Source organism: Neobacillus sp. BP17 (assembly GCF_059579525.1).
On record NZ_CM184198.1, the window covers coordinates 5,527,392 to 5,552,340 of the forward strand.

Consider the following 24,949-nt stretch of genomic DNA (forward strand, 5'->3'; position numbering starts at 1 on the left):
CAAGCGTCAGTTCATTTACCTGGTGCCTGACACCAGTTATCTACTTTGCGGTGTCAGGCACCAGGTATCCTATCAAGCATCGTTGACTCCTTGATAGGTGTCACACAAGAGTGCCTTTCGTAACTTCTCGATCGCCTTTTTTTGTAGACGGGACACATGCATCTGCGAAATCCCCAAAAGCTCTCCGGTTTCCCTTTGACTTTTATTTGCTACAAACGTGAATTGGATAATTTCCTTTTCTCGCTCTGATAGAACATGCATCGCACTCTCGAGCAAGAGCTTTTGGTCGACCTTTTCGAAGCCCTCATCGTCGGATCCGACAATGTCCAAGGTCGTCGACGTGCTCCCATCTGAACCCGTTTCAATACTTTGATCGACAGACGCTGTTTGATAACTTTTCCCCATCTCCATCGCTTCCAATACTTCCTCTTCGGAGATCTCTAAATAATCCGCGATTTCCTCGACCTTCGGTGAACGCTGATATTGATTGGTCAGCTCGTCTGCCACCGTTCTAACCTTTGGCCATAAATCTTTGATCCGTCTCGGTACCTGGACACTCCATGTTTTATCCCTGAGAAACCGTTTAATTTCCCCAATAACGGTTGGAATTAAATACGACTCGAAGGGATTTCCCATGCCTGGGTCAAATCTTCTGATTGCCGCCAACAACCCAATCATCCCTACTTGCACAAGGTCCTCATGAAACGATTTCCCTTTTGAATATTTTCGCGCAAGACTTGCGACAAGGGCCGTGTAATGTTCGACTAAAATGGTTTGCGAAAGCGGGCATTCGTTCTGCTGAAACTCGACGATCAGGGCGTCAATCTCTTCCCTAGTTCGTTTCTTGGGTTGAGATGGTTGTGTCATGATTTTCACGCTCCCCACTTAGATACTTCACCATGAAAACCGTCACCCCGGAATGATTCGCCACACTCACTTCATCCATCAGCGTTTCAATTAAATATAGTCCTAACCCTCCCTCTGCCAGCTGCTCCACTGTACTTGCTTCCGTGTAGGGGCCTAGTTCATTTTTCTTCTGGGTAAAATTAAAGCTCTTTCCACTATCAGATACCATCGTTTCTAACTTGTCCTCATAAATCCCAAACCCGATAATTACCTCTCCGCCTTCGTCTTTGGGATAGGCGTGATGGACAGCATTCGTACAAGCTTCACTTACCGCGATCTTAAGATCTTCAATTTCCTCATATGTAAAACCCATCCGGCTGGCAATTCCCGATAATGTCAATCGAATCACGCCCACATACTCCGGCTTGGCAGGAATTTTCATCTCGATATAATCCATCACTTGGCTCATCGTCTCCCCTCCTCAGTCGTAGCAGAAATGTTCATGACCTTACTTAGGCCAGTAATTTCAAACAGCCTCTTTAGTCGATCCGATAATTGAATCAGCTTTAATTCGCCGCCCTTTTCCTTTAGCTGTTTGAATAAACCTACAAACACCCCCAGACCGGTACTATCTAAATAGGACACATCCTGTAGATTAACGGTAATCGACTTATTTCCCTCTTCTGCCAGCGCCAATAATTCCTCTCTAAGCTTTGGTGCCGTGTACGCATCAATTTCCCCCGCCACAAGCACCACGATTTCCTCATCACGTTGTTGTTTATCTATGGTTATATTCATTCTCATCATCACCCCTGAAAGATTTATAGTGTATATACCCCTATTTTCAAAGTCTAAACCTTCCTTTATAAAAAAATTCTATTAAACTAGGCTGTTTGTGGTGGTGTCAGGCACCATGTGAAGAATTCACATGGTGCCTGACACCAGTTCTAGTCCCAATATTATACCAAAATATTCAAATTAGACGAATCGACCTATCTACCTGTTAGGTTTCATTTTTTAAGTAATGGGGTATGACAGGATTACAAAGGAGAGGTGTTCACATGGAGACTAAAAAAAGAGAATTAAAGGAGAAAGTCGAGAAGTCCAACAATAGTTCGATGGCACAGAATCTAGAGGAAATAAAGAAGCTCGGCAAGGAAATGGAGGAGGAGAAAACCGGTACGGAGCTGAAGAAGGAAGAAAAGCAAACACCCGATCCGCAGCAATAGCGGCCCATAAGACGCAACGGCCCTTTCACAGGGTCGTTATTTTTATGAAAAGAACCGGCTGCCCTTGGGCAAGCCGAATCATTACTTAAAATAGGAATCTTTCTTTTTTCCTTTTAACAGATCGCCTGTCCAGCCTTTAAACTTTAAATAGCCATAGAGCAGGAGCGTCGAGATCACGATAATAATGGCCGAAAGAGGATAGCCGTACCGCCATTCGAGTTCAGGCATCTGCTTGAAATTCATTCCCCATAAAGCCCCAAATGCCATAATCGGGGTAAACAGGATCGTGATCACTGTTAAGGTTTTCATAATTTCATTGCCGCGATGGGAAGAAATGACCTCTTCTAAATTGATAATCGAATCCAGCTCATGCTCGTACTCGTTGAGCAGGGCGGTCATTCGTTCAATCCGTTTAACAAGAAGCGTAAAAATCTCCTCTCTGCTTACTTCATTCAGTTTCACTTCCTCAATTCCTATTTTTAACTCGTTAATCGGAATCAATAGACTCTTCCAGACCAGCAGCTCATGCCTTCGCATATAAATTTCTTCAAGAATGCTCGTTCCATTCCGCTTTCGGATACTCCAGATCAGTGTTTTCAGCGCTTCTTCGAATTGATCGATTTCAACTAACATTTCATGCATCAGTTCGCCTAGGAGCATAAAAAATCCATCAACCGCGTTTTCAGCTTTCTTTATTTGCTTAAAAAGCGGTTCAGGACGGATATGCTTTAAGTTGGAAAAATTAAGATCAACCGTAATCAGCTGCTCCTCTGTTACATAATAATGGAAAATTTTGTAGTCCCCTTCCTCTTCAAAATTTTGCTTATAAATAAGCGAACCCGTCACTACCTTTTCCCCTGAATCAAGAAGCTTAATCCTTAGGGAATTAGTTTTATTCTTGCGCACTTGATTCAGCCATTCGTTACATCCAGAACGATTTTGTTTGAAAATTGGTTGGATGCGCTCATCCTCATCTTTCTTAACTTGATACCATTTCCAATCGATAGCCATCGGATCTCCTTTCACAAAGGTTTTCTACCTATATCCCCCAATCCGGAACTAATGAAACTTCGGAAATATGGTTTGAGAGAAACGGAAGCGGGTATTACAACTAGAAATAGAACTTTTTTAAAAGTGCTATTTTAAGAGAATCTAATAGGAGGTTTTAATATGAAACGTATGGTACCTGTTACATCGATTATTGTCGCCGCTGGAATGGGAGCTTCGGCCGCAATGTGGCTATCATCTAAACCGAACCGATTAAAAGCGGAAAGTGTACTGAGAGACTGGAAACGAAAGATTAAACCTACCCCGTTTGATAAAAGTGAAGAACTCCCGATAGAAAAAGGAGGACATCCACACCCGCGTGATTTAGAGGATAATAACATGGTCAGTGAAGGGGCCATGTATTCCGTTCAATTTTATAATGAGAAGATGCAGTGATAAAACAGTTGGGGCAGGTGACTACCCCAACTAATTTTTTGAGGTGGCTGGTTGGATGAATTTACTTTTTTTACTCGTCTATTTCATCATCATTACAGCGGTTATCGAAATTTACGTTGTTTTATTTCGATTAACGGGGCTCAATTTAAAGGTGTCAAGGTTTCAGGTAATTTCGTTAATGACCGGCACGGGCTTTACAACGGAGGAATCGGAGCTTATTTTAGGCCACCCGATTCGCCGGAAACTCGCTACATTCCTGATCTTGTTTGGGGCCTTCTCCCTTGCCGTCATTATTTCAACAATCAGTAATTTCCTTTCGGACGACCTACGGATGATTCATATTTTTTACATTGCAGGCGGCGTCATGCTTGTTTTTGGCGTATTAAAACTCGCCTGCATTCAAAACCTGTTATCAAAATTATTTCATAGAGAGATGAAGCAGCAGATGGAACTCGGCGATTTGCCGATTCGGGACGTGTTTTTAACGGAAAAGAACGATTTTCTGCTCAATCTGCATATCTATACCGACTCTTTGCTTGTCTATAAAACAATTAACCAGCTGTTTAATGACCAAGAGCGGCCAGAGTTTATCGTGCTTTTTATTAAAAGAGGTCAATCGAAAATACGGTGCAATATCTACAACGAAAAATTACAGGAAGGGGATCAGCTGCTTTTATATGGAGATAAAGAGGCCATAAACAAGCTCTTTCAACATGATATTCGAATCATGAAGAAAAAGCTGAAGAATCAGCAACCACCGACTGCATTTACTGGCGGATGATGGTCAGTTACTGGCGGATGATGGTCAGTTACTGGCGGATGGCGGTCGATTACTGGCGGATGGCGGTCGATTACTGGCTCATGGCCGCCGTTTACTGGCGGAGCGGCCAGTTTCTGGCGCATAACCACCGTTTACTGGCGCATAGCCGCCACTTACTGGCGGATAGCACAAATTTACTGGCGCATAACCACTTTTTACTGGCGAAGTAGCCAAAACCACGAAAAAAAGCCTCGAGTCTCGAGGCTTCTTCACGTTAAATCTTTTTCACTTCCACATTCAAAATATGATACCCCTTACTGGCAATGGCCTGGAACACGTACCCTTCTGATTCCACTTTACTGCCGATTGGCGCATTAGAGTTTTGCGTCAGGTACCAGCCGCCGATGGTATCAATACCCGGATCGGCTAGGTTGACCCCTAGTAAATCGTTCACGTCCTCAAGTAATAATTTCCCATCGACAACATAATGGTTCTCCTTGATCTTTTGAATCTCGGCCACTTCATCGGCATCGAACTCATCACGCACCTCGCCAACAATTTCCTCTATAATGTCCTCCACCGTAACCAAACCCGAGGTCCCGCCGTATTCATCCATAAGAATGGCCATATGTGTCCGTTCAATTTGCATTTTCACCAGTAAGTCATGTATGGGAGTGGTTTCCATCACATGAATCACGGGACTGATAAAGGAACTTACCTGCAACTCATCCAGATTATCTGTATGCAACATAAACGACGTTAACAGCGATTTCACGTTAATAATGCCGATTATGTGATCCTTATCCCCGTCCATAACCGGATAGCGGGTAAAATTTTCATCCCTCACCCTTTTTAAGAACTCATCCACCGTCGCGTCCATCGGCAGGCTGCTTATCTCGGGCCGCGGCACCATAATTTCCTTTGCCACTCTCTCATCAAATTCAAAAATATTGTTCACATAGCGTAATTCATTCTGATTGATCTCACCACTTTTATAGCTTTCTGACAAGAGAATTCGCAGCTCTTCTTCAGAATGAGCTCCTTCGTGTTCCGATGAATGCTTTACGCCAAACATCCCCGTTAGCAGCCGGGCTGAACCATTTAAGAGCCAAATAAAGGGAAACATGATTTTGTTAAACCAGATAATTGGTACAGCGAAGAAAAGCGTAATCGCCTCAGCTTTTTGAATCGCTACCGTTTTCGGTGCCAATTCCCCTGCCACTACATGGAAAAAGGTAACCAACACAAAGGCCAAACTAACCGATAAAATATGTGTCACGGATTGATTGAGGTCTAGTGCCGCTAGGAATGGGTGCAATAGTTTTTCTACGGTCGGTTCACCCAACCAACCCAGGCCCAGTGCGGTCACGGTTATCCCTAGTTGACAGGCAGATAAATATTCATCCAGATGGGTGACCACCCTTTTCGCCGAAACAGCCCCCTTCTTCCCTTCCGCAATTAACTGATCTATTCTCGATGGACGGACTTTAACCATCGCAAATTCGACCGCAACGAAAAATCCGGTTAGTGCGATTAATACCGCAATTAAGAGTAAATGGATGATCGTCAAGAGAAGCTTCACTCCCTCTCTTTTTTTAAAAAATAACAATCCGAAGAGTTTCGGATTGTTATCCATCTTTTATTCGATTATTTTCTTGTCTAACTTATTATCTAGCCTATCAAGATATTTGCTGGCGAATTCCTTTCCTCCGAGACCAAATGCCAGCCCAAATGCTAAGGCTGCTCCCCCTAAGACGAGAATAAAGGCAGCATTAACAATCGAATGGGCAACTCCAAGCTGGTCTAATGCCATAAAGACGGTGATCGCGAAGACCGCATATTTCCCTACAGCGGCTAGTGTCCGGGAGTAGCTGTTCTTTAACACATTTTGTAAAATACGCTCGACTAAGTGACCTACATACAAACCAATTCCTAAAATCACAAGTGCAGCCAGTAACATCGGTAAATAGGCAATCACGCCTGTTGCTAGAGTGACTAAGAACTCTAGGTGAACAATTTGTAATGCTTCCACTGTAAATAATAGGACAATTACAATTTTTGCAATCATACCCACAATTTGCGAGAGATTATACTTGGATTGCTCTGGATTTAACGACCCAATACCCATATGGTGAAAGATGTTGTTAAATCGTAAACGCCACAGCATTTGCGACACCATTTTTTCAACCCATCTACCAATCCATAAGCCTGCTAAGATTAAGATAACCGCGACGGCGATGTTTGGAATGAGCGTGAGCACATGATGAAGCATTGAAATGGCCGGGTCAGAAATTCCCTTTAGATCAAGCTTTTCTAGCGCTGTAATAACCGTAGGAATTAAGATTAAGATAAACGCAATGTTCCCAATCATACTCGAAAGACTGGTTCCCTCTCCTGCCGTGTTTAGACCGAAACGTTGACCAAGCCGCTCCGTACCGACGCTGCTTAAAAAGTTTGTTAGAATATCACGGACCATTTTTGCAATCAGCCAGCCGACAAACACAATCAGGGCCGCAGCAAATAACTTAGGGATAAAGGTTAGCAAGGTTGATAGGGTGTTAGCGAAAGGTTCTGATACGCCTTCTATTTGCAGTGCATCCAATACCCCCGGTAAAAATAGTAAGAACACAAAGTAGAAAAGCACTTTGCCGATACTGTTAACCTTACGTACGGCCTCCGCTTCATTATTTGCCATCTTCCATTTTACTAAGAGACGTTCTCCATGAATCATGGCTGTCCCTTTTTTAAACAAGAGGCGCAGCAGCGAGGCAACTCCCCATGCAAGCAATAAAATCAGGGCCGCTTTTAGAACATTAGGAACCGCGGCCGTAATCGTCGATAACATTTCCACAAGCGGTGTGGCAATGAAGCTTAAGTTCAGCATATTGAAAAAGATAATCCAGACAAACACGAGTAAAATATAATACACGATTTTTCCGATTATCACTTCAGATGAGTATTTCCTCTTTCCTAGGTTGGAAAACAGCCGGTCATCAAAGCTCGTTTTCTTTAAAAGGGACTCTACACCTTTTCCAATAAACTTTGCGATGAGCCAGCCAACCAATAATACCAATAGAGTAAACAGCAAGGTTGGCAGCTGTTGAAAATATGAGTACCAGCCATTCATCATGTGATCCATCTCCATCCTATCAAACTCCTTTTCGTGATTTTTCAGTTTTTCTATAGGATATATAACCTGTATTAATGAATCGAAACCTAGTTTTTAAAAATAATATTTTTTCAAAAAAATCATTTAATAGTAGGAACACAACGGAAGGCCCTCTTAGGAAAAAATGAGGTTTCAAGTCCTTATCAGCGGGAATATAACCAATATGCAAGGCAGACTTGCACTTCTAAACAGTTCAATTAGAAGGAGGAGCTACCAATGCAAATTAATTGGAAGAAACGATTACTAGTTGGCGGATTAGCTGTATCGCTGACATTCGGCGGGTTAGCTGGATGTGGCGATGGGGTCGACCAGGATAACGGGATCAGTGATGGACAACAAAAAGATGCAGTAGACACTGATACGAAAAAGGAAGCCAACGCAACAATGGACGATGCAAAGCAGAATATTGAAGAAGCAGTGAATAATGTGGAGGAAAAATTAAAAGAGGACGGTGTTGGTGATGGAGTAGATCAAGATAATGGCGTTAGCGATGGCGAAAAGAAAGATGAATTAGATAACTAATATTAGGAGGCTAAATAATATGAATAAAGATAAATTTTCAGGCAGTGTTGACCAAGTGAAAGGTGAAGCGAAAGAGCAATGGGGCCGCTTAACAGATGATGATTCAAAGGTGGTAGAAGGCAAAGTCGATAAAGCCAAAGGTAAAGTAAAAGAAGGCGTAGGCGAAGTGAAAGATAAACTATCAAAATAGCATTTATCCAACCTATTAAATTAGAGGAGGAGAAAAAATGGACAAGCACGGGAAGAATATTGTAGGTGTGTATCAATCAGAACAAGAGGCGATTGCCGCCATAGAGGACCTGATAAAATGGGGATACGATAAGTCGGAAATCAGTGTAATTGGTAAGGACCACAATCACGTAGATACAATCACCGAAGAAACGGGTACTGTAGTTGAAGACACAGCTGCCACTGGCGCGCTAACAGGTGGTGCAATTGGTGGTGCAACCGGATTATTAGCCGGACTTGGCGCTCTAGCCATCCCAGGTATTGGCCCAATTGTCGCCGCAGGTCCTATCGCATCAAGCATCTTGGGAGCCATAACAGGAGCTGGTGTAGGCGGACTAGCAGGCGCACTGATCGGCCTTGGAATTCCAGACGATGACGCCAAATATTATCAAGAGTCGGTTGAAGAAGGAAAAATTCTCGTCCTGGTTAATAAACGAGATCACTCTGATAAGGATATGGTGCAAGAGGCTCCAATAGATGTGGAACCAACACCTGATAAAGAAGAATCACGATATGACACCATTCGAGATCGAAATCCAGCCTTGAATACCAAGTTCTAATACACAAGCTGCAGCAACGATTATGTTGTTTGCAGCTTTTTGGCATTAGTGGGTACTGCAATCTAGGGTTTTCCAATTTATATCCAGCAAATGTCGTAAGTTTCGCAAAATGTGTCATAAGTGTCCAGAAATAGGTTATTAGTTCTCAAAATGATGTAATAAGTCTCCCAAAATATGTGATAAGTTCTCAAAATGTGTCATAAGTGTCCAGAAATAGGTTATTAGTTCTCAAAATGATGTAATAAGTCTCCCAAAATATGTGATAAGTTCTCAAAATGATGTAATATGCACCTTTTAAAAGCCAATAAAAAAAGAAGAGGCTCCCCCAGCCTCTCCTTTTTCATGTATGAATACCCCTTTAATTTAACAGGATGCTTCCCCCAAAGCATCCTGCTTTTCCGACCGCGCCTAACCTAACTGAAAAAGTCCGATAGGTTATTCAGGTTGTTTTGCATAAAGTCTAACGCAAAATTCGGCATTACACCAAATAATATGGAACCGACAACTGCAACCACCAACACGATTAAAATCCCCGCTGGAATCTTAAACTTGCTGTCGTCACTCGCCGGACGGAAAAACATTTGTGTCATCACACCAAAGTAATAGAAGTACGAAACCACCGTCGTCGCAATCATCACTGAAGCGAGCACATAATGTGGTGTCTGACCAGCAAATGCGCCGATAAAAATGTTTAATTTTCCAATGAACCCGGCTGTGCCCGGGAAACCTGCCAGCGATACAAGCAAGATCCCCATAACGACCGCAAGCACAGGTGAACGGCGGTACAAGCCAGCAAAATCAGCAATCTTCGCTGAACCTGATTTTTCGGTAACGACCTGGATGATGGCAAACGCACCCATGTTCATGAGTAAGTAAGCGAGCAGATAAAACCAAATCGAGTAAAAGATGTTCGAGTTCAGTGTAGTTAGTGCCACGAGAATGTAACCGGCATGTGCGATACTAGAATACGCAAACATCCGTTTAATGTTCGACTGCTTCAATGCCACGACGTTCCCGATAATCATCGTTACTCCAGCGATCAAGGCCAAGTAATCCTGCATTTGAATCAGGATTGGCTTTTCTGGACCTTCGACCGATGCAGCGGCGAGAAAGACGGTTAATAAAATCCGAAGTACAATCACAAAACCAGCTGTTTTTGAAACAACACTTAGAAATGCCGTCACCGGTGTTGGCGCACCCTGGTAGACGTCAGGTGCCCACATATGGAATGGAGCTGCCCCCAATTTAAACGCTAACCCCACAAGTACCATTAAAAATGCCAATGTTAACAGGTAAGCCTGTTGGCCATCTGACACCTGCGTCAAGGTAGTGGCAATCTTCACTAAGTTGGTTGAGCCGGTTAATCCATAGATATAGCTCATCCCAAACAACGTGATCGCTGTGGAAATTCCGCCATTGATGACGTATTTCATCGCAGATTCGTTCGACTCTAAATGATACTTGCGTATCCCCGCTAAAATATAAGAAGAAACAGTTAACAATTCCAAGCCGATGAACAGCGTAATTAAATCGCCGCTCGATGTCATAATCATGCCGCCGAGCAAGGCAGATAAGAACAAATAATAAAACTCGCCGCGATATTCCTCTAAACCATCCTTGGCTGGGTAGCTGACGGCCAAAAGCATAACCAGACCTGCCCCTACTAGCAGTAATAATTTAAAGCCCATCGCAAAACTATCTAAGCGGAATGAATCGTCCAAAATCGACCTCACAGGTCCGCCCACTAAACTAAGCACGGACACGGTTGCAGCGATAATGGCAACAATTCCGATCCAGCCGAGAACTCTTCGGTCTTGATTTTTCGGCATAAATAAATCTAAAAGTGTAAGAAGTGCGGATACACCAAGGATGATGAACTCTGGTGTCATGGCACTCCAATGAAATTGCTGCAAGGTATCAAGACTCATCCTTCATCACCCTCCTATCCCTAGCATGATGGTTTCAAGTGTAGTTTTTAATGGCGCGCTTAGGACACTTGGGTAAACACCAATTACTACGATTAACAGCATAAGTACCAGCACAGGCACGAATTCGACGCCCTTCAAATCAAGGATGCCTGTAAATTCACGGTGCGCCTTGCCGTATGTGATTCCTAAAACCGCGCGAAGCAAGTAAGCCGCCGTCATAATAATGCCGAGCGTACCTACCGCTGCAATCACCGGCATTTCTTTGAATAGACCGAGGAAGGCCATAAACTCACTGATAAATCCAGACATCCCTGGCAAGCCAAGCGACGCCATCCCGCCAGCCAACAAGAAGCCAGCTGCAATCGGCATGCCCTTCGCCATTCCGCCGAGATTTTCGATAAGTGACGTATCGGTGCGTTCGTACAGGACGCCGACCAAGAAGAACAACAGCGCGGAAATCAATCCGTGCGAAATCACTTGGAAAATCGCCCCTTGAATCCCGGCCTCATTCATGGCAGCCAGTCCGATTAGCACAATTCCCATATGGGAAATCGATGAATAAGCTAAAACCATTTTAAAATCTGTTTGAATGAACGCTAGATACGCCCCGTAGAGAAGATTAATCACTCCTAGGATGGCAATCAGCGTCGCAAGAGTCCCGAATTGCCCGGGAAAAATGCCCATTCCAAAACGAATTAATCCGTACGCACCTATTTTCAAAAGAATCCCTGAGTGAATCATAACCACGGATGGCGGTGCTTGAACGTGGACTTTTAACATCCAGCTGTGTAATGGGAATATCGGCAATTTGACGCCAAACGCTAGCAAGAAGCCAATGAATAAGCCCATTTTCAGATCGCTAGAAAGCGGTGCTTTTGGATTCGCCATTAATTCGGTTAAATAGTTAATATTGGTTGATCCTGTTTTTGCAAAAAGAATCATAATCACAATTAATAGAATCGCAGAACCTAGTCCATTATAAATTAAGAAACTGTAGGCTGCTTTTTCTTTTTCAAAATAACCCCATTTTCCGATTAAGAAGAAGGTCGGAATGAGCGTGATTTCAAAGAAGATGAAGAACAGAATTAAGTTTTCGGCCGTAAACACGCCAAGCATTCCTATCTCTAGGAGCAGGAACAGCATAAAATAGCCCTTCCATTCTTTCTTCACAAACTTTGCTGCGGCAATCGCCGATAGCGTCGCAACTACCGCTGTCAGGACAACGAGCAGAAGCTGAAAACCGCTTAAGCCAAGTTCATAGTAAACGGAAAAATATGGTTCAGGTGCATTGATCCCATGGAATTGGATCCATTTGGCTGTAACCGCAAAGTCGGCTAGATCCTTACCAAATTGAAAATGAAGGTAAGCAGCCAGGGCAAGCAGCAAGGCCGGCAATGTCGCTAGAAAGCCGACCGCTTTGATTGGTTTTTCTGCCGTTTTCGGCATAAACGCTAAAAGCACGATACCTAGTAAAGGGGAGAATACTAGGAGTGAAAGAACAGATGTTAAATTCATCGTAAGTACCCCCCTGTTAATGCAAAGATGACGACGAGAACCGCGAGTCCGACAAAGGCCACCGCACCGTACGTTTGAACCTGTCCGGATTGCAGTTTCGACCCTGCGGCGCCAAGTCCTTGAACAATTCCGACCACGCCTTTGACGAGCCCTTCAACAAGGAACACATCAATGAAACGTAAGAAGTAGCTGACACCTTTTGTGAAGGCTACCACTGTCAGTTGATAAAACTCGTCAACGTAATACTTGTTTAATAAAATCGTATGCAGCGTATCGCCCGATCCGCTTAACCAGTCGCGGGCGATGGAACGCTTGTTGTACATCAAGTAGGCAAGGAAAATTCCTGCTAAGGAAACGACCGTTGCTGCAATCATAATCCAAGCTGGCCCTTCCACGTGGCCTTGGTGTGCCAACGCTTCGTTGCCATCAACGAGCCAATCGCCGAGGAATGTACCGAACCAAGGTGTATTGACGTAACCAGCGATAATGGCTAAAACGCCAAGAACGACCATTGGTAAGGTCATATTGGATGGCGATTCATGGACATGCTGTTGGTTGCCGCGTGCTTTTCCCGTAAAGACTAGGAAGAACAAGCGGAACATATAGAATGCTGTCATGAAGGCCGCCGCAAGGGCTAAGAAAAAGAGAACTGGATGTCCGCCTTCCCATGCCGCAACTAAAATTTCATCTTTTGAGAAGAATCCGGAAAGCCCTGGGACACCGCTGATTGCCAGTGTTCCAATTAGGAATAGCGGTCCAGTAAGCTTGAGCTTTTTCCAAAGTCCGCCCATTTCTTCGATGTTCTGAGTATGTACCGCGTGAATGACAGAACCAGCTGCCAAGAACAGAAGCGCCTTGAAGAAGGCATGTGTCATCAAGTGGAATACCCCCGCCACATAGCCCGCAGATCCTAGGGCCAGCATCATGTAGCCAAGCTGTGAAACCGTTGAATACGCAAGTACCCGTTTGATATCGGTTTGCACAAGACCAATGCTTGCGGCGAAAATTGCCGTAAATGCACCAATCACAGCGATCGTAAGGAGTGCCGTATGGCTCGCCTCAAACAATGGAAATAGTGCCGCAACCAAGTAAACCCCAGCCGCAACCATCGTCGCCGCGTGGATTAACGCCGACACTGGCGTTGGACCTTCCATCGCATCCGGAAGCCACGTGTGGAGCGGGAACTGACCTGACTTACCAACCGCTCCAATGAAAATTAGGATTGCGGTTAAGGTAATCATGGTGCCTGACACCGCACCGGCATCAACCGCCGCGAAAATTTCACTATATTCAAAGCTTTTGGTTTCCCAGAATAGCAGAATCATGCCGATAAATAAGCCTACATCCCCGATCCGGGTCATGATGAATGCCTTTTTAGCTGCAGCTTTGGCTTCGTCTTTGTAAAAATAAAAACCGATTAATAGGAAGGAACCGACACCGACAAGTTCCCAGAAAATATAAGTTTGCAGCAGGTTAGGCGATATAACTAGGCCAAGCATTGCAAACGTAAATAATCCTAAATAGGCATAGAATACCGGAAACCGCTCGTCTCCTTGCATATAACCTTTGGAGTAGGTATGTACCAAGAAACTTACGAGCGATACGATAAACAGCATTAATGCATTTAATTGATTCACTTCAAAGCCCGCTGTTAGATGCATATCTCCTATCGTGAGCCAGTCGAATTTCGTGACATAGGTCGGCTCTTTGAAGCGCTCGAATAAAACCAAAATCGAGTAGACAAGTGATGCCAGCGTGAGAAGAATCCCCACATAGGCACTTGCTTCCTTCAGTCGCTTCCCGAAAAGAAGAAGGATCAAAAACGATAATAGCGGGAAAAGCGGTATGAGCCATGCATTCTCCATCATTATCACTATCCCCTTTCGAATGATACAAACATCATCATTCGAATTTTGTTGAAAGACAATTTCTTGTGTCTAGTTTTTCATTGTGTCCATTTCATCGATGTTGACGGTTTTTCTAGCGCGGTAAAGCGAAATTAAGATTGCTAAACCAACGGCTGCTTCCGCTGCTGCCACGCTGATGGCGAACAGAGCGAAGATTTGGCCCGTGATCGACGGCGCCATTCCATATTTGCTGAAGGTAACAAGATTAATATTCACGGCATTCAGCATTAATTCAATCGAGATCAGGACGATTACGGTATTTCTTTTTGTCAGTGCACCGTATAAACCGATGCAAAACAAAATGAGTGCTAGTGCCAGGAAGGCTGAAGCGGGAACGGAACTCATTTATCATCCGCCTCCTTCTTCTCGTTTTTCGCTAAGATAATCGAACCAACTAGGGCGACTAATAGTAAAACAGACGTTAACTCAAATGGAATGATGTATTTTGAGTAAAGTGCTTTACCAATTTGCATCGTGTTATTTTCATGCAATGTGGTCGGAACCTGTTCGATATTGAAATCGTAAATCCCAAGATAAACGGCAAACGCAAAGCCGACAATCCCTAAGAAAACAAGGATTTTTCTCCATTTGCCTGTTTTCGGTTCATGTTCATCATTATGCTTCGTTAACATGATTCCAAATAGCATAATAATTGTAATGGCACCGGAATAGATTAAGATTTGCACTGCGGCCACAAATTCAGCGGACAGGACTACGTAAATACCAGCGATTGCTACAAAGGTGAAGATCAGTGAAACGACCATATGCACAACCTTGGTAAGGTTTAAAAGCAGCACACCGCCGATAATGGCAACAAGTGCGAGCCCCATAAATGCGAGGAATTCCCCCGAAATGGTCATGGTTTATTCACCTGCCGTATGTTTTCATCGTTTTCATCTAACCATTCTAGGTTTTTAAATAACATGTCACGGCTGTATTCAGCGAGCTCGAAGTTATTGGTCATGATGATTGCTTCTGTCGGGCATACCTCCGTACAAAGGTCACAAAGGATGCAAATTTCAAAGTTGATATCATAGGTATCAATGATTTTCCCTTTTTTCGCAGGGTCCGGATGCTTTTTACCCGTTAAATTAATACAATCCGTCGGGCAGATATTCATGCACTGATTACACACAATACACTTCTCCGGATAAAACTTTTGAATCCCGCGGAACCGGTCTGGCAGTGGAATCGGCTTATTTGGATAATCATAAGTAACCTTTTCGCGCGTCAAGTTCTTAAGGGTATATTTCAAGCCTTTTGCTAATCCAAGCACGTTTTTCACCCCTTTTACATTTTAAAGATTGTTATTGGTGTCAGGCACCATTTATGGTGTTGCCATCATTTCTACTGTCTACACCTTGCTTGGTGTCAGGCACCAGTAAAGCCCATTAAAAGAATAGTGACTTAATTAATGCAGTTAAGAATATATTCGCTAGTGCGATTGGCAGGAGGACTTTCCAGCCGAATTCCATGAGTTTGTCGGCGCGGAAACGCGGTAAGGTGGCCCGCAGCCAAATATAAACAAAGACAACGACGCTGAATTTAACCGCGAACCAGACTGCACCTGGGATAAAGTCCAAGAAACTGAATGGCGCCAGCCAGCCGCCAAGGAAGACGACGGTAATCAAGGCAGACATTGCGAATAAATACACATATTCTGCGAGCATAAAGAAGGCCCAGCGGAATCCAGTATATTCGACGTGGTATCCAGCAACAAGTTCGTTTTCCGACTCCGGCAAGTCAAATGGTGTCCGGTTTAATTCGGCAATCGAAGCAATAAAAAAGATGATAAAGCCAATTGGCTGTAAAAGAATGAACCAGCCATGCTTTTGTGCTTCGACCATATCATTTAGATTTAAGCTTCCTGTTAACAGGATGACACCTAATACCGACATAACTAACGGGATTTCGTAGGAAATCATCTGGGCAGATGCACGCATGCCTCCTAAAAGGGCGTACTTGTTATTCGAGGCCCAGCCGCCAAGCAGCATACCGAAGGTGGTTAATCCACTCACTGCGATATAGTAAAGTAATCCAACACCGATATCAGCGAACTGAAAGGCATCCGTGAACGGCATCGTGGCCAGCACCATAAACGAAGGTGCGAAGGCAATGACCGGCGCAATGATAAATAATGGTTTATCAGCTGCTTTCGGAATGATGTCCTCTTTTAGTAACAGCTTGAGAACGTCAGCAACGGTTTGCAAGAGTCCCCATTTACCGCCGACCTGGTTTGGACCATGACGCAGCTGCATGTAACCCAAGACTTTCCGCTCTGCTAAAATTCCGTAGGTAACGAATCCTAATACAATTAAAAGCAAGACAGCGCCGAGTAAAAAGAAAATTCCAAAGTTAGCCCAACCCGGACTTGACTGGAGCAATTCTTCTATCATTAGCCGTCAACCTCCCCAAGGACAATATCCACTGCCCCTAAAATAGCGATCATGTTTGCAATATTTTCACCCTTTAATAGTTTCGGGAGAATTTGCAGGTTATAGAAGGACGGTCTTCTAAACTTTAAGCGATACGGCTCTTTTTTACCGTCGCTATAAATATAGCAGCCAATCTCTCCGCGCGGTGATTCAATTCGGACAAAGGCCTCTCCCTTAGGTGCCTTTATGATTTTCGGCACTTTCGCTAAAATTGGTCCTTCGGCTGGGAATTGTTCCACGGCCTGTTCAAGGATATTCAAGGATTGTTCAATCTCAGCCAGGCGCAAATGGTAGCGGGCCAAGCAATCGCCTTCTTCTGAAGTTGGCACATCAAATTCAAAACGATTATAGACAGAATATGGTTCATCTTTACGGAGATCCCACTTTACGCCGGTACTGCGAAGATTCGGCCCGCTCAAGGAATACTGGAGCGCCTCTTCCTTCGTGTACCTGCCAATGCCTTTTACCCGGTCAAGGAAGATTTCATTGCCGGAAACCAGTTCGTGATAGCCTTTCAGCTGTCCGCGCAGGTAAGGAACAAAGCTGCCTACTTTTTCAATCCAGCCTTCAGGTGCATCCCACTTCACACCGCCAACGCGCATATAGTTGAAGGTCAAACGTGCCCCTGATAATTCATTCAGCATATTGATAATCATTTCACGGTCACGGAAAGCATAAATGAACGGGCTGGTTGCACCAAGGTCGAGGATATAAGTTCCCCAGGCAACAAGGTGGCTGGCAATCCGGTTCAATTCCATCGCAATCACGCGCAAGAAATCAGCTCGCTCAGGCACTTCAATCCCCATCATCGTTTCGACGGCATGACAGATGACATAGTTATTGGTCATGGAGGACAAATAGTCCATCCGGTCTGTATATGGAATAATCTGCGTATATTGCAGGTCTTCAGCTAATTTTTCTGTCCCACGGTGCAAGTAACCGATGACAGGCGTTGCTTCGGTAATAATTTCCCCATCAATTTTAACGACGAGACGGAACACTCCGTGCGTACTTGGATGCTGAGGACCGACGTTTAAAATCATTTCTTCTGTTCTGATCATTGGTTACACCTCCACGTCGTACGGCTCGTAATCTTTGCGCAGTGGATGGCCAACCCAATCTTCGCCAAGCAGGATACGACGTAAGTCCGGATGTCCTGGAAACTTAATTCCAAGTAAATCATAGGCTTCGCACTCAGGCCATTCTGCCCCTGCCCAAAGCGGCTGCAAGGACTCGATTGTTGGTTCGCTGCGGTCAATCTTCACTTTAAAAGCAACCGATTGACGATTTTTGTATGAGTATAAGTGAACATATACTTCCATATGTGTCACAAAGTCTGTCCCATGAAGTTCTGATAAATAATCAAACCCTAACTGCTCATTGTACTTTAAAAATTGAGCTACTTTGAAATAGGTATCAGGCTTCACCACAAGGGTGGGAACATCCTTAGAAAGTTTATTAATATAAGAATCTTCTAAAACATCTGCACCTAGGTGCTCAGTTATGACCCTCACATACTTGTCTAGGTATGGCTGGTTTGGTGATGGCTGCTCTGCAGCTGCTGGTGCTGCCGTGTCATCCGCTTTTCCCGCACCTGCGGCTTTTGCCTTGGCTGCTGCCGCTGCTTTCGCCTTCGCTTTTGCGGCCGCAATCGCTTTTGCTTTCTCGTCATCGCCACCCGCTGCGTCTGCACCTGCACCGCTTGCTTTGGCTTTTGCCGCCGCCGCTGCCTTTGCTTTGGCCGCCGCCGCTGCTTTCGCCTTGGCCGCTGCTGCCGCTTTCGCCTTGGCATCGTCACCAGCTGGAGCATCGGTTTCTTCGGCTGGGGCTCCACCGGCAAGTTCCATCGCTTTTTTCTTTGCTGCGGCCGCGGCCTTCGCTTTCGCTACCGCTGCTGCTTTTTTCTTCGCAAGGTCGTCGCCATCTTCTGCTGCTGGTTCCGCTGGCGCCGCTTCTTCGGCCGGAGCTTCTCCACCGGCAAGCTCCATCGCTTTACGCTTCGCTGCGGCCGCAGCCTTCGCTTTTGCCACCGCTGCCGCCTTTTTCTTCGCGAGATCATCGCTATCGTCCGCTGCTGGTTCTGATGGTTCTGCTGGCGTGGTATCTTCCGCTGGAGCTGAAGTGCCGCCTTGCTCCATCGCCTTCCGTTTCGCTGCAGCCGCCGCTTTCGCCTTCGCAACAGCCTCTGCCTTTTTCTTCGCAAGATCATCTGCGTCATTTGCTGGAGCTGGAGCTTCAGCTTTAACTGGTTCGGCCGGCTTTTCTTCGTGCTTTGGAGCGGGTGCCGCTTCCCCAGCAGCCTTCGCTGCTCGTTTCGCTGCCGCCGCTGCCTTTGCCTTCGCAACCGCTTCCTTCTTTAACTGTTCCAGATCTTTTTCCCCACTCATTGGTTAGATCACCTTCTTCCCAGTCTTCGCTTCATAGCGAATCTTTTCCTTTAATTTATTGATTCCATAAATTAAAGCGGCTGGGTTTGGAGGGCATCCAGGTATGTATACATCGACAGGAACGATTTGATCGACTCCCTTAACGACTGAATAAGATTTTACATACGGCCCACCTGCTGTTGCACAAGAACCCATCGCAATGACCCATTTTGGCTCGGGCATTTGATCATATAATCGCCGTAAAATTGGCGCCATCTTCTTTGTCACGGTGCCCGACACAATCATACAATCCGACTGACGCGGCGACGTCCGGAAAAACGAACCTGAACGGTCCAAATCATAGTTTGCTCCACCCACACCCATCATTTCAATCGCACAACAAGCCAGACCAAATGTCACTGGGTAGATCGAACTGCTCCGGGCCCAAGCTTTAATTTGCTCTAGCGTAGTCATAAATACATTTCGCTGTAACTCTGCCATTTCTTGTTGTGAAATGCCATCTAGTTTTAATTCCATCGTAGCACCTTCTTTTTCCAGGCATACACAAGGCCAATTAATAACATAATAACAAAAATTAACATCTCGATTAGCGCAAAAATCCCTAATCTATCATAGGCCACCGCCCAAGGATATAAAAACACAGTTTCTACATCAAAAATAACAAACATTAGGGCAAAAATATAATAGCGGACATTGAACTGTACACGGGAATCGTGAAATGGATCAATACCGCTCTCATATGTGGTATACTTCGCCTCACTCGGTTTATGAGGACGCAGAAGCTTACCTAAATATAACGCCACCACAGGCAGCAGCACCCCAAGACACAGAAATGCAAAAACAATCAGATAATTATTCTGATATACATTTAGAAGTTCCATGTCTATCCCCTCCAATGTTGTAAATTTTCATACTAGTAAATATTGTAACCGAATTCATTATAGCATTGTTACAAACCCATGTCGACAAGCCGCCTTCATAAAAATTGGGATTCTATCCGCCGCGAAATTCCCGGTTGAAAGGCTCTTAAGTGGTCGCTGCCAAAAGAGACCTTCAAGCGGGAATTTTGCAAGTGCAGTTTGAGCGGAAGATAACGTGCCAACTAGAAGTCCCCAGTCAAACACCTAATAAATTCGACAACAACCTCTATTTAACAACAAAATGTGAACAATGTCAGTGAGATTTGTCATAAAGCGTATATCTCATCTCTCTTTTTCAAATATCCCTTTTATTCTTCTAAAAAAGCAATTTTTCTAAAACAAGTAACATGTCCCTCTACCATCATATTCACAAGCTTCCATTTCATGCAAATAATCCAATATCGAGCACCAGTCCAGCTGAACAAGACGGTCAATGGACTATTCAAATTTCCGGGAAATACCTTTTAAAATCCCTATTTTTAGAAAGATTCCCCAGAATACATCACAACCAAAAAAACCCCTCCAGCAACAATTTCGGAAAAATTGCCGCCAAAGGGGTTTTATCTATACTATTATCTTCTTTCCGATACGGCGAGGCGATTGATGGCACGCTGTAAAGCAAGCTCCGCACGTCTGAAATCGGTATGCTCAGCTTGATGATCTCTCATACGCTGTTCTGCACGTTCCTTCGCTTTTACGGCACGTTCCACATCAATTTCAGAAGCAAGTTCCGCTGATTGAGCCAAAATCGTCACTTGATCAGGACGGACCTCTAAAAATCCACCACTGATCGCAACATAATCCGTTTTACCGCCTTTTTTAAGACGAACAGAAGTAATCTCCAGCGGGGCAACCAACGGCATGTGACCAGGGGAAATCCCTAAATCACCACTTGTTGCCTTGGTACTTACCATTTCTACATCTGATTCATACACCGGGCCATCGGGAGTAACAATACTGACTTTAATCGTCTTCATTTTTTACCCTCCAGGCTCAGTTTAGACCTCAACGCCCATGCGTTTTGCATTCTCAAGCACATCTTCAATACGTCCAACCAAACGGAACGCATCTTCTGGAAGGTGGTCATACTTACCTTCAAGAATCTCTTTGAAACCACGAACCGTTTCTTTTACAGGTACATAAGAACCTGGCTGGCCAGTAAACTGCTCAGCAACGTGGAAGTTTTGAGATAAGAATACTTGGATACGACGCGCACGTTGTACCGTTAACTTATCATCATCACTAAGTTCATCCATACCAAGGATCGCGATGATATCTTGTAATTCTTTATAACGTTGTAATGTTGATTGAACTTGGCGGGCTACATTGTAGTGCTCTTCGCCAACAATATCAGGTGACAAAGCACGAGATGTTGAAGCCAAAGGATCCACTGCTGGGTAAATACCCATCTCAGAAAGCTTACGCTCAAGGTTTGTTGTTGCATCTAAGTGAGCGAATGTTGTAGCCGGAGCCGGATCCGTATAGTCATCGGCTGGTACATAAATCGCTTGGATTGATGTAACTGATCCTAAGTTTGTAGATGTAATACGTTCTTGTAATTTACCCATCTCAGTTGCAAGAGTTGGCTGGTAACCTACCGCTGATGGCATACGGCCAAGTAGCGCGGAAACCTCAGAACCTGCTTGCGTGAAACGGAAGATGTTATCCATGAAGAACAACACGTCTTGTCCTTGCTCATCACGGAAATACTCAGACATGGTCAAACCAGTTAAAGCAACACGCATACGTGCGCCTGGCGGCTCGTTCATTTGTCCGAATACCATCGCTGTTTTCTTGATAACGCCAGAATCCGTCATTTCGTGGTAAAGGTCATTACCTTCACGTGTACGCTCACCAACACCAGCGAATACGGAAATACCACCGTGCTCTTGTGCGATGTTGTTGATTAATTCCTGGATTAATACCGTTTTACCTACACCGGCACCACCGAATAGACCAATCTTACCACCCTTAATATAAGGAGCAAGTAAGTCTACTACTTTAATACCAGTTTCAAGAATTTCTACCTGAGTAGAAAGGTTTTCAAATGTTGGTGCTTCGCGGTGAATGGAATCACGGCGCTCGTTTGCTGGAATTGCAGGATCAAGGTCAATTGTTTCTCCTAATACGTTAAATACACGACCAAGAGTCACATCACCAACTGGTACCGAAATTGGTGCACCAGTATCTTCAACTTCTATTCCACGAGTTAAACCGTCAGTTGTTGACATCGCAATTGTACGAACTGTATCATCACCTAAATGAAGAGCTACTTCAAGGGTAATGTTGATATCAACTTCGGAAGCATTACTCGCTTTACTTGAAATTCTCAACGCATTATAAATCGCAGGCAGATGACCGCTTTCGAACTTAACGTCAACTACCGGACCCATAATCTGAAGAACGCGTCCTTTGCTCATCGTTTTCCCTCCTAACTTACTCTTACGCGAAAACCACCCCTAAGCATTTTTGAAAAATGACCTCAGTGTGGCCCGCGCGCATTGTTCTAAACTGAACAAAATGAGTCGGGAACGGTATGATCGTTCCCTGCTCAAAGTCTAAATGGTTAAACTGGTGTCAGGCACCAGATTAGAATTATTTTAAAGAAACTACATGTCCTATTCTAAAGCTGCCGCACCGCCGACGATTTCTGTGATTTCTTGTGTAATCGATGCTTGACGGGCACGGTTGAAGACTAGTGTGTAGTGATTGATTAGTTCTTTTGCGTTATCTGTTGCATTTCTCATTGCTGTCATCCGAGCAGCGTGCTCACTCGCTTTGCTGTCTAGGAGAGCGCCAAAAATTAAGCTCTCAGCATATTGAGGCAGGAGAACTTCTAATATTTCTTCTGCAGATGGCTCGAATGTATAGGAAATCGTCTTTTGAGTAGTCGTTAAATCCGTAAGTGGAAGAAGCTTCTTCTCAAGGACTTCCTGTGAAATCGCACTTAGATAATGACTGTAATAAATATATAGTTCATCGAATGTGCCATCAGCAAACATTCCAACGGTTGCACGGGTTATGTCTTGAATGTCAGCAAAGTTTGGCTGCGCTGGGATCCCGATTGTCTCAAGGACCACATTCATGCCGCGCTTGACAAAAAAGTCACGAGCTACACGTCCAATTGCAATAATCGCGAATTCATCATTCGATTTATGACGTTCTTTAATTGTTTGACTCACACGACGGAGCACGTTGCTGTTAAATGCACCAGCAAGTCCTGAGTCAGAAGTCATTACAACATAACCGGTTTTCTTTACAGGTCGACTTGTCAGCATGGGATGATTTACTCCGCCTGAGCCAAGCGCGATTGACGCCGTTACCTCTTGGATTTTTTCCATATAAGGAACAAATTGCTTTGCATTCACGACGGCACGATTCCACTTCGCAGCAGAGGTCATTTCCATTGCTTTCGTAATTTGACTCGTCTTTTTCGTTGAATTAATACGAGTTTTTATCTCACGTAATGAAGCCATAGGTTCTCACCACCCTTTTTCAAAGAATGTCTGGAAGGCACGCGGCATCATGTGAAATCTTCACACAGTGCCGCTCACCTTACCGTACTAAATGTCAGACCCTATTGTTCGGAAACTGCAAACGTCTTTTTGAAGGCGTTGATTGCAGAAGCCATATCGTCATCAGAAGGAAGATCCTTCGTTTTTGTAATATGGTCTAACAACTCTTTGCGGTTGTGGTCTAACCAATTAAGGAATTCTGATTCAAAGCGACGTACATCCTCTAATGGAATATCATCAAGGAAGCCGCGTGTTAATGCGTAAAGGATTGCAACTTGCTTTTCAACTGAAAGCGGCTTGTGCAGGTCTTGTTTAAGAACTTCAACCGTACGCGCCCCACGATTCAATTTCGCTTGCGTTGCTTTATCTAAGTCTGATCCAAACTGAGCAAATGCTTCTAATTCACGGTATGATGCAAGGTCAAGTCTTAGTGTACCAGATACCTTTTTCATCGCCTTGATTTGTGCAGATCCACCTACACGTGATACGGATAGACCAGCGTTGATCGCCGGACGTACACCGGAGAAGAATAAGTCAGATTGTAAGAAAATTTGTCCATCAGTGATTGAAATAACGTTTGTTGGGATATACGCTGAAACGTCACCCGCTTGTGTTTCAATGAACGGAAGCGCAGTGATTGAACCAGCACCAAGTGTATCGTTAATTTTCGCTGCACGCTCAAGTAAACGGCTGTGCAAGTAGAATACATCCCCTGGATATGCTTCACGACCTGGAGGACGACGAAGCAGCAAGGAAAGCTCACGGTATGCAGCTGCTTGTTTAGAAAGATCATCATATACGATCAATACGTGTTTGCCATTATACATAAACTCTTCAGCCATTGAAACTCCTGTATATGGAGCTAAATAAAGCAATGGAGCAGGTTGTGATGCAGATGCAGTAACAACGATTGAGTATTCTAATGCGCCGTATTTACGTAGTGTTTCAACAGCGTTACGAACTGTAGATTCTTTCTGACCGATCGCAACATAGATACAGATCATGTTTTGACCTTTTTGGTTCAAGATCGTATCAATAGCAACAGATGTTTTACCTGTTTGACGGTCACCGATTACTAATTCACGTTGACCACGTCCGATTGGCACAAGGGCGTCAATCGCTTTGATACCTGTTTGTAATGGCTCATGAACGGATTTACGAGCCATAACGCCTGGAGCAACTGCTTCCACTGGGCGTGTTTTTGTAGTGTTGATTGGACCCATACCATCAACTGGTTGTCCAAGGGAGTTAACCACGCGACCAATAAGTTCCTCACCAACCGGAACCTCCATGATGCGTCCTGTACGGCGAACCTCGTCACCTTCTTTGATTTCAGTGAAAGGTCCAAGAATGATAATACCGACGTTATTAGCTTCTAGGTTTTGTGCCATACCCATAACGCCATTTGAAAATTCAACAAGTTCTCCAGCCATGACATTGTCTAGGCCATGAACACGTGCGATACCGTCACCGATTGAGATAACTGTACCAACATCCGTTACTTGAATTTCCGCCTGATAGTTTTCAATTTGCTTTTTTATCAGGGAACTAATTTCTTCAGCTTTGATGCTCATGAGTTTCACCC

The 24,949-nt window shown here is 44.4% G+C and carries 28 protein-coding genes; 6 read left to right on the plus strand and 22 right to left on the minus strand.

The features are described from left to right. Nucleotides 1-72 precede the first annotated feature (72 nt). The 3 genes from sigB to AC4QJR_RS26985 are packed head-to-tail and all read right to left on the minus strand — an operon-like array spanning nt 73 to nt 1,644. On the minus strand, nt 73-867 hold the full coding sequence (gene sigB / locus AC4QJR_RS26975; protein ID WP_496524826.1) for an RNA polymerase sigma factor SigB: 795 nt from the start codon (nt 865-867) through the stop codon (nt 73-75). Further along, the gene (rsbW, locus tag AC4QJR_RS26980) at nt 833-1,315 is read right to left on the minus strand and encodes an anti-sigma B factor RsbW (protein ID WP_098571500.1); all 483 of its coding nucleotides are present in this window, start codon (nt 1,313-1,315) and stop codon (nt 833-835) included. Before rsbW ends, sigB begins: the two co-directional genes overlap by 35 nt. Beyond that, nucleotides 1,312-1,644, minus strand: coding sequence for an anti-sigma factor antagonist (locus tag AC4QJR_RS26985; RefSeq protein ID WP_251459500.1), 333 nt, complete (start codon nt 1,642-1,644; stop codon nt 1,312-1,314). The genes rsbW and AC4QJR_RS26985 overlap by 4 nt, the downstream gene beginning before the upstream one ends. A gap of 263 nt (nt 1,645-1,907) precedes the next feature. Between AC4QJR_RS26985 and AC4QJR_RS26990 the strand changes: the two genes are divergently transcribed. Beyond that, entirely contained in the window at nt 1,908-2,075 is a 168-nt protein-coding gene (locus AC4QJR_RS26990) for a hypothetical protein (protein WP_180229968.1), read from the plus strand. Between the two features lie 81 nt (nt 2,076-2,156). Here AC4QJR_RS26990 and AC4QJR_RS26995 read toward each other — a convergent pair whose 3' ends face one another. Continuing rightward, on the minus strand, nt 2,157-3,086 hold the full coding sequence (locus AC4QJR_RS26995) for a magnesium transporter CorA family protein (protein ID WP_496524827.1): 930 nt from the start codon (nt 3,084-3,086) through the stop codon (nt 2,157-2,159). 159 nt (nt 3,087-3,245) lie between these two features. Here AC4QJR_RS26995 and AC4QJR_RS27000 point away from each other — a divergent pair, with 159 nt between their 5' ends. Both AC4QJR_RS27000 and AC4QJR_RS27005 read left to right on the plus strand, forming a co-directional pair. Continuing rightward, nucleotides 3,246-3,518 (plus strand): YbyB family protein, encoded by a 273-nt coding sequence (locus AC4QJR_RS27000; RefSeq protein WP_098571503.1) that lies wholly within the window; start codon nt 3,246-3,248, stop codon nt 3,516-3,518. Nucleotides 3,519-3,573: 55 nt separating this feature from the next. Further along, nucleotides 3,574-4,299, plus strand: coding sequence for a TrkA C-terminal domain-containing protein (locus tag AC4QJR_RS27005; protein ID WP_098571504.1), 726 nt, complete (start codon nt 3,574-3,576; stop codon nt 4,297-4,299). On the opposite strand, the gene AC4QJR_RS27010 is transcribed toward AC4QJR_RS27005, so the two are convergent. From AC4QJR_RS27010 to AC4QJR_RS27020, 3 genes are all read right to left on the minus strand, one after another. Next, entirely contained in the window at nt 4,266-4,421 is a 156-nt protein-coding gene (locus AC4QJR_RS27010) for a hypothetical protein (RefSeq protein WP_496524828.1), read from the minus strand. The two genes, AC4QJR_RS27005 and AC4QJR_RS27010, sit on opposite strands and share 34 nt — an antisense overlap. A gap of 131 nt (nt 4,422-4,552) precedes the next feature. Next, complete coding sequence (locus AC4QJR_RS27015; protein ID WP_496524829.1) at nt 4,553-5,848, minus strand: hemolysin family protein; 1,296 nt, start codon at nt 5,846-5,848, stop codon at nt 4,553-4,555. Between the two features lie 69 nt (nt 5,849-5,917). Continuing rightward, nucleotides 5,918-7,423, minus strand: coding sequence for a mechanosensitive ion channel (locus AC4QJR_RS27020; protein ID WP_496524830.1), 1,506 nt, complete (start codon nt 7,421-7,423; stop codon nt 5,918-5,920). A gap of 240 nt (nt 7,424-7,663) precedes the next feature. Between AC4QJR_RS27020 and AC4QJR_RS27025 the strand changes: the two genes are divergently transcribed. Genes AC4QJR_RS27025 through AC4QJR_RS27035 form a run of 3 tightly spaced genes read left to right on the plus strand, consistent with a single transcriptional unit; the run spans nt 7,664 to nt 8,757 of the window. After that, nucleotides 7,664-7,969: a hypothetical protein gene (locus AC4QJR_RS27025; RefSeq protein WP_496524831.1), complete on the plus strand. Its 306-nt coding sequence runs from the start codon at nt 7,664-7,666 to the stop codon at nt 7,967-7,969. Between the two features lie 19 nt (nt 7,970-7,988). Further along, nucleotides 7,989-8,159 (plus strand): CsbD family protein, encoded by a 171-nt coding sequence (locus tag AC4QJR_RS27030; protein ID WP_251459511.1) that lies wholly within the window; start codon nt 7,989-7,991, stop codon nt 8,157-8,159. Nucleotides 8,160-8,196: 37 nt separating this feature from the next. Then, nucleotides 8,197-8,757, plus strand: coding sequence for a general stress protein (locus AC4QJR_RS27035; protein WP_496524832.1), 561 nt, complete (start codon nt 8,197-8,199; stop codon nt 8,755-8,757). Between the two features lie 413 nt (nt 8,758-9,170). On the opposite strand, the gene nuoN is transcribed toward AC4QJR_RS27035, so the two are convergent. The 15 genes from nuoN to atpA all read right to left on the minus strand — a co-directional run bounded on the left by nuoN (nt 9,171) and on the right by atpA (nt 24,938). Next, nucleotides 9,171-10,685, minus strand: a complete 1,515-nt coding sequence (nuoN, locus tag AC4QJR_RS27040; protein WP_098571509.1) for an NADH-quinone oxidoreductase subunit NuoN — start codon at nt 10,683-10,685, stop codon at nt 9,171-9,173. A gap of 6 nt (nt 10,686-10,691) precedes the next feature. After that, nucleotides 10,692-12,200 (minus strand): NADH-quinone oxidoreductase subunit M, encoded by a 1,509-nt coding sequence (locus AC4QJR_RS27045; protein ID WP_496524833.1) that lies wholly within the window; start codon nt 12,198-12,200, stop codon nt 10,692-10,694. Then, nucleotides 12,197-14,068, minus strand: coding sequence for an NADH-quinone oxidoreductase subunit L (gene nuoL, locus AC4QJR_RS27050; protein WP_251459515.1), 1,872 nt, complete (start codon nt 14,066-14,068; stop codon nt 12,197-12,199). The genes AC4QJR_RS27045 and nuoL overlap by 4 nt, the downstream gene beginning before the upstream one ends. 69 nt (nt 14,069-14,137) lie before the next feature. Then, nucleotides 14,138-14,452, minus strand: a complete 315-nt coding sequence (nuoK, locus tag AC4QJR_RS27055; protein WP_026568243.1) for an NADH-quinone oxidoreductase subunit NuoK — start codon at nt 14,450-14,452, stop codon at nt 14,138-14,140. Beyond that, nucleotides 14,449-14,967: an NADH-quinone oxidoreductase subunit J gene (locus tag AC4QJR_RS27060; protein ID WP_098571512.1), complete on the minus strand. Its 519-nt coding sequence runs from the start codon at nt 14,965-14,967 to the stop codon at nt 14,449-14,451. The genes nuoK and AC4QJR_RS27060 overlap by 4 nt, the downstream gene beginning before the upstream one ends. After that, nucleotides 14,964-15,383 carry an NADH-quinone oxidoreductase subunit NuoI gene (gene nuoI, locus AC4QJR_RS27065; RefSeq protein ID WP_251459517.1) on the minus strand — a complete coding sequence of 140 codons (420 nt, stop codon included), beginning with the start codon at nt 15,381-15,383 and terminating at the stop codon, nt 14,964-14,966. Before nuoI ends, AC4QJR_RS27060 begins: the two co-directional genes overlap by 4 nt. Before the next feature lie 115 nt (nt 15,384-15,498). After that, entirely contained in the window at nt 15,499-16,503 is a 1,005-nt protein-coding gene (gene nuoH / locus AC4QJR_RS27070) for an NADH-quinone oxidoreductase subunit NuoH (RefSeq protein ID WP_251459519.1), read from the minus strand. Beyond that, nucleotides 16,503-17,603, minus strand: coding sequence for an NADH-quinone oxidoreductase subunit D (locus tag AC4QJR_RS27075; protein WP_375374600.1), 1,101 nt, complete (start codon nt 17,601-17,603; stop codon nt 16,503-16,505). The genes nuoH and AC4QJR_RS27075 overlap by 1 nt, the downstream gene beginning before the upstream one ends. 3 nt (nt 17,604-17,606) lie before the next feature. Further along, nucleotides 17,607-18,929, minus strand: coding sequence for an NADH-quinone oxidoreductase subunit C (locus AC4QJR_RS27080; RefSeq protein WP_496524834.1), 1,323 nt, complete (start codon nt 18,927-18,929; stop codon nt 17,607-17,609). 3 nt (nt 18,930-18,932) lie between these two features. Further along, the gene (locus tag AC4QJR_RS27085) at nt 18,933-19,445 is read right to left on the minus strand and encodes a NuoB/complex I 20 kDa subunit family protein (protein ID WP_088090195.1); all 513 of its coding nucleotides are present in this window, start codon (nt 19,443-19,445) and stop codon (nt 18,933-18,935) included. After that, a complete protein-coding gene (locus tag AC4QJR_RS27090) occupies nt 19,436-19,810 on the minus strand; it encodes an NADH-quinone oxidoreductase subunit A (protein ID WP_098571517.1) in 375 nt (124 codons plus the stop codon). Before AC4QJR_RS27090 ends, AC4QJR_RS27085 begins: the two co-directional genes overlap by 10 nt. Before the next feature lie 611 nt (nt 19,811-20,421). Further along, nucleotides 20,422-20,826, minus strand: a complete 405-nt coding sequence (locus tag AC4QJR_RS27095) for a F0F1 ATP synthase subunit epsilon (protein ID WP_098571518.1) — start codon at nt 20,824-20,826, stop codon at nt 20,422-20,424. Between the two features lie 21 nt (nt 20,827-20,847). Beyond that, a complete protein-coding gene (atpD, locus tag AC4QJR_RS27100; protein ID WP_098571519.1) occupies nt 20,848-22,269 on the minus strand; it encodes a F0F1 ATP synthase subunit beta in 1,422 nt (473 codons plus the stop codon). Nucleotides 22,270-22,467: 198 nt separating this feature from the next. Next, a complete protein-coding gene (gene atpG / locus AC4QJR_RS27105; RefSeq protein ID WP_098571520.1) occupies nt 22,468-23,325 on the minus strand; it encodes an ATP synthase F1 subunit gamma in 858 nt (285 codons plus the stop codon). A gap of 101 nt (nt 23,326-23,426) precedes the next feature. After that, nucleotides 23,427-24,938 carry a F0F1 ATP synthase subunit alpha gene (gene atpA / locus AC4QJR_RS27110; RefSeq protein WP_098571521.1) on the minus strand — a complete coding sequence of 504 codons (1,512 nt, stop codon included), beginning with the start codon at nt 24,936-24,938 and terminating at the stop codon, nt 23,427-23,429. Between the last annotated feature and the right edge of the window lie 11 nt (nt 24,939-24,949).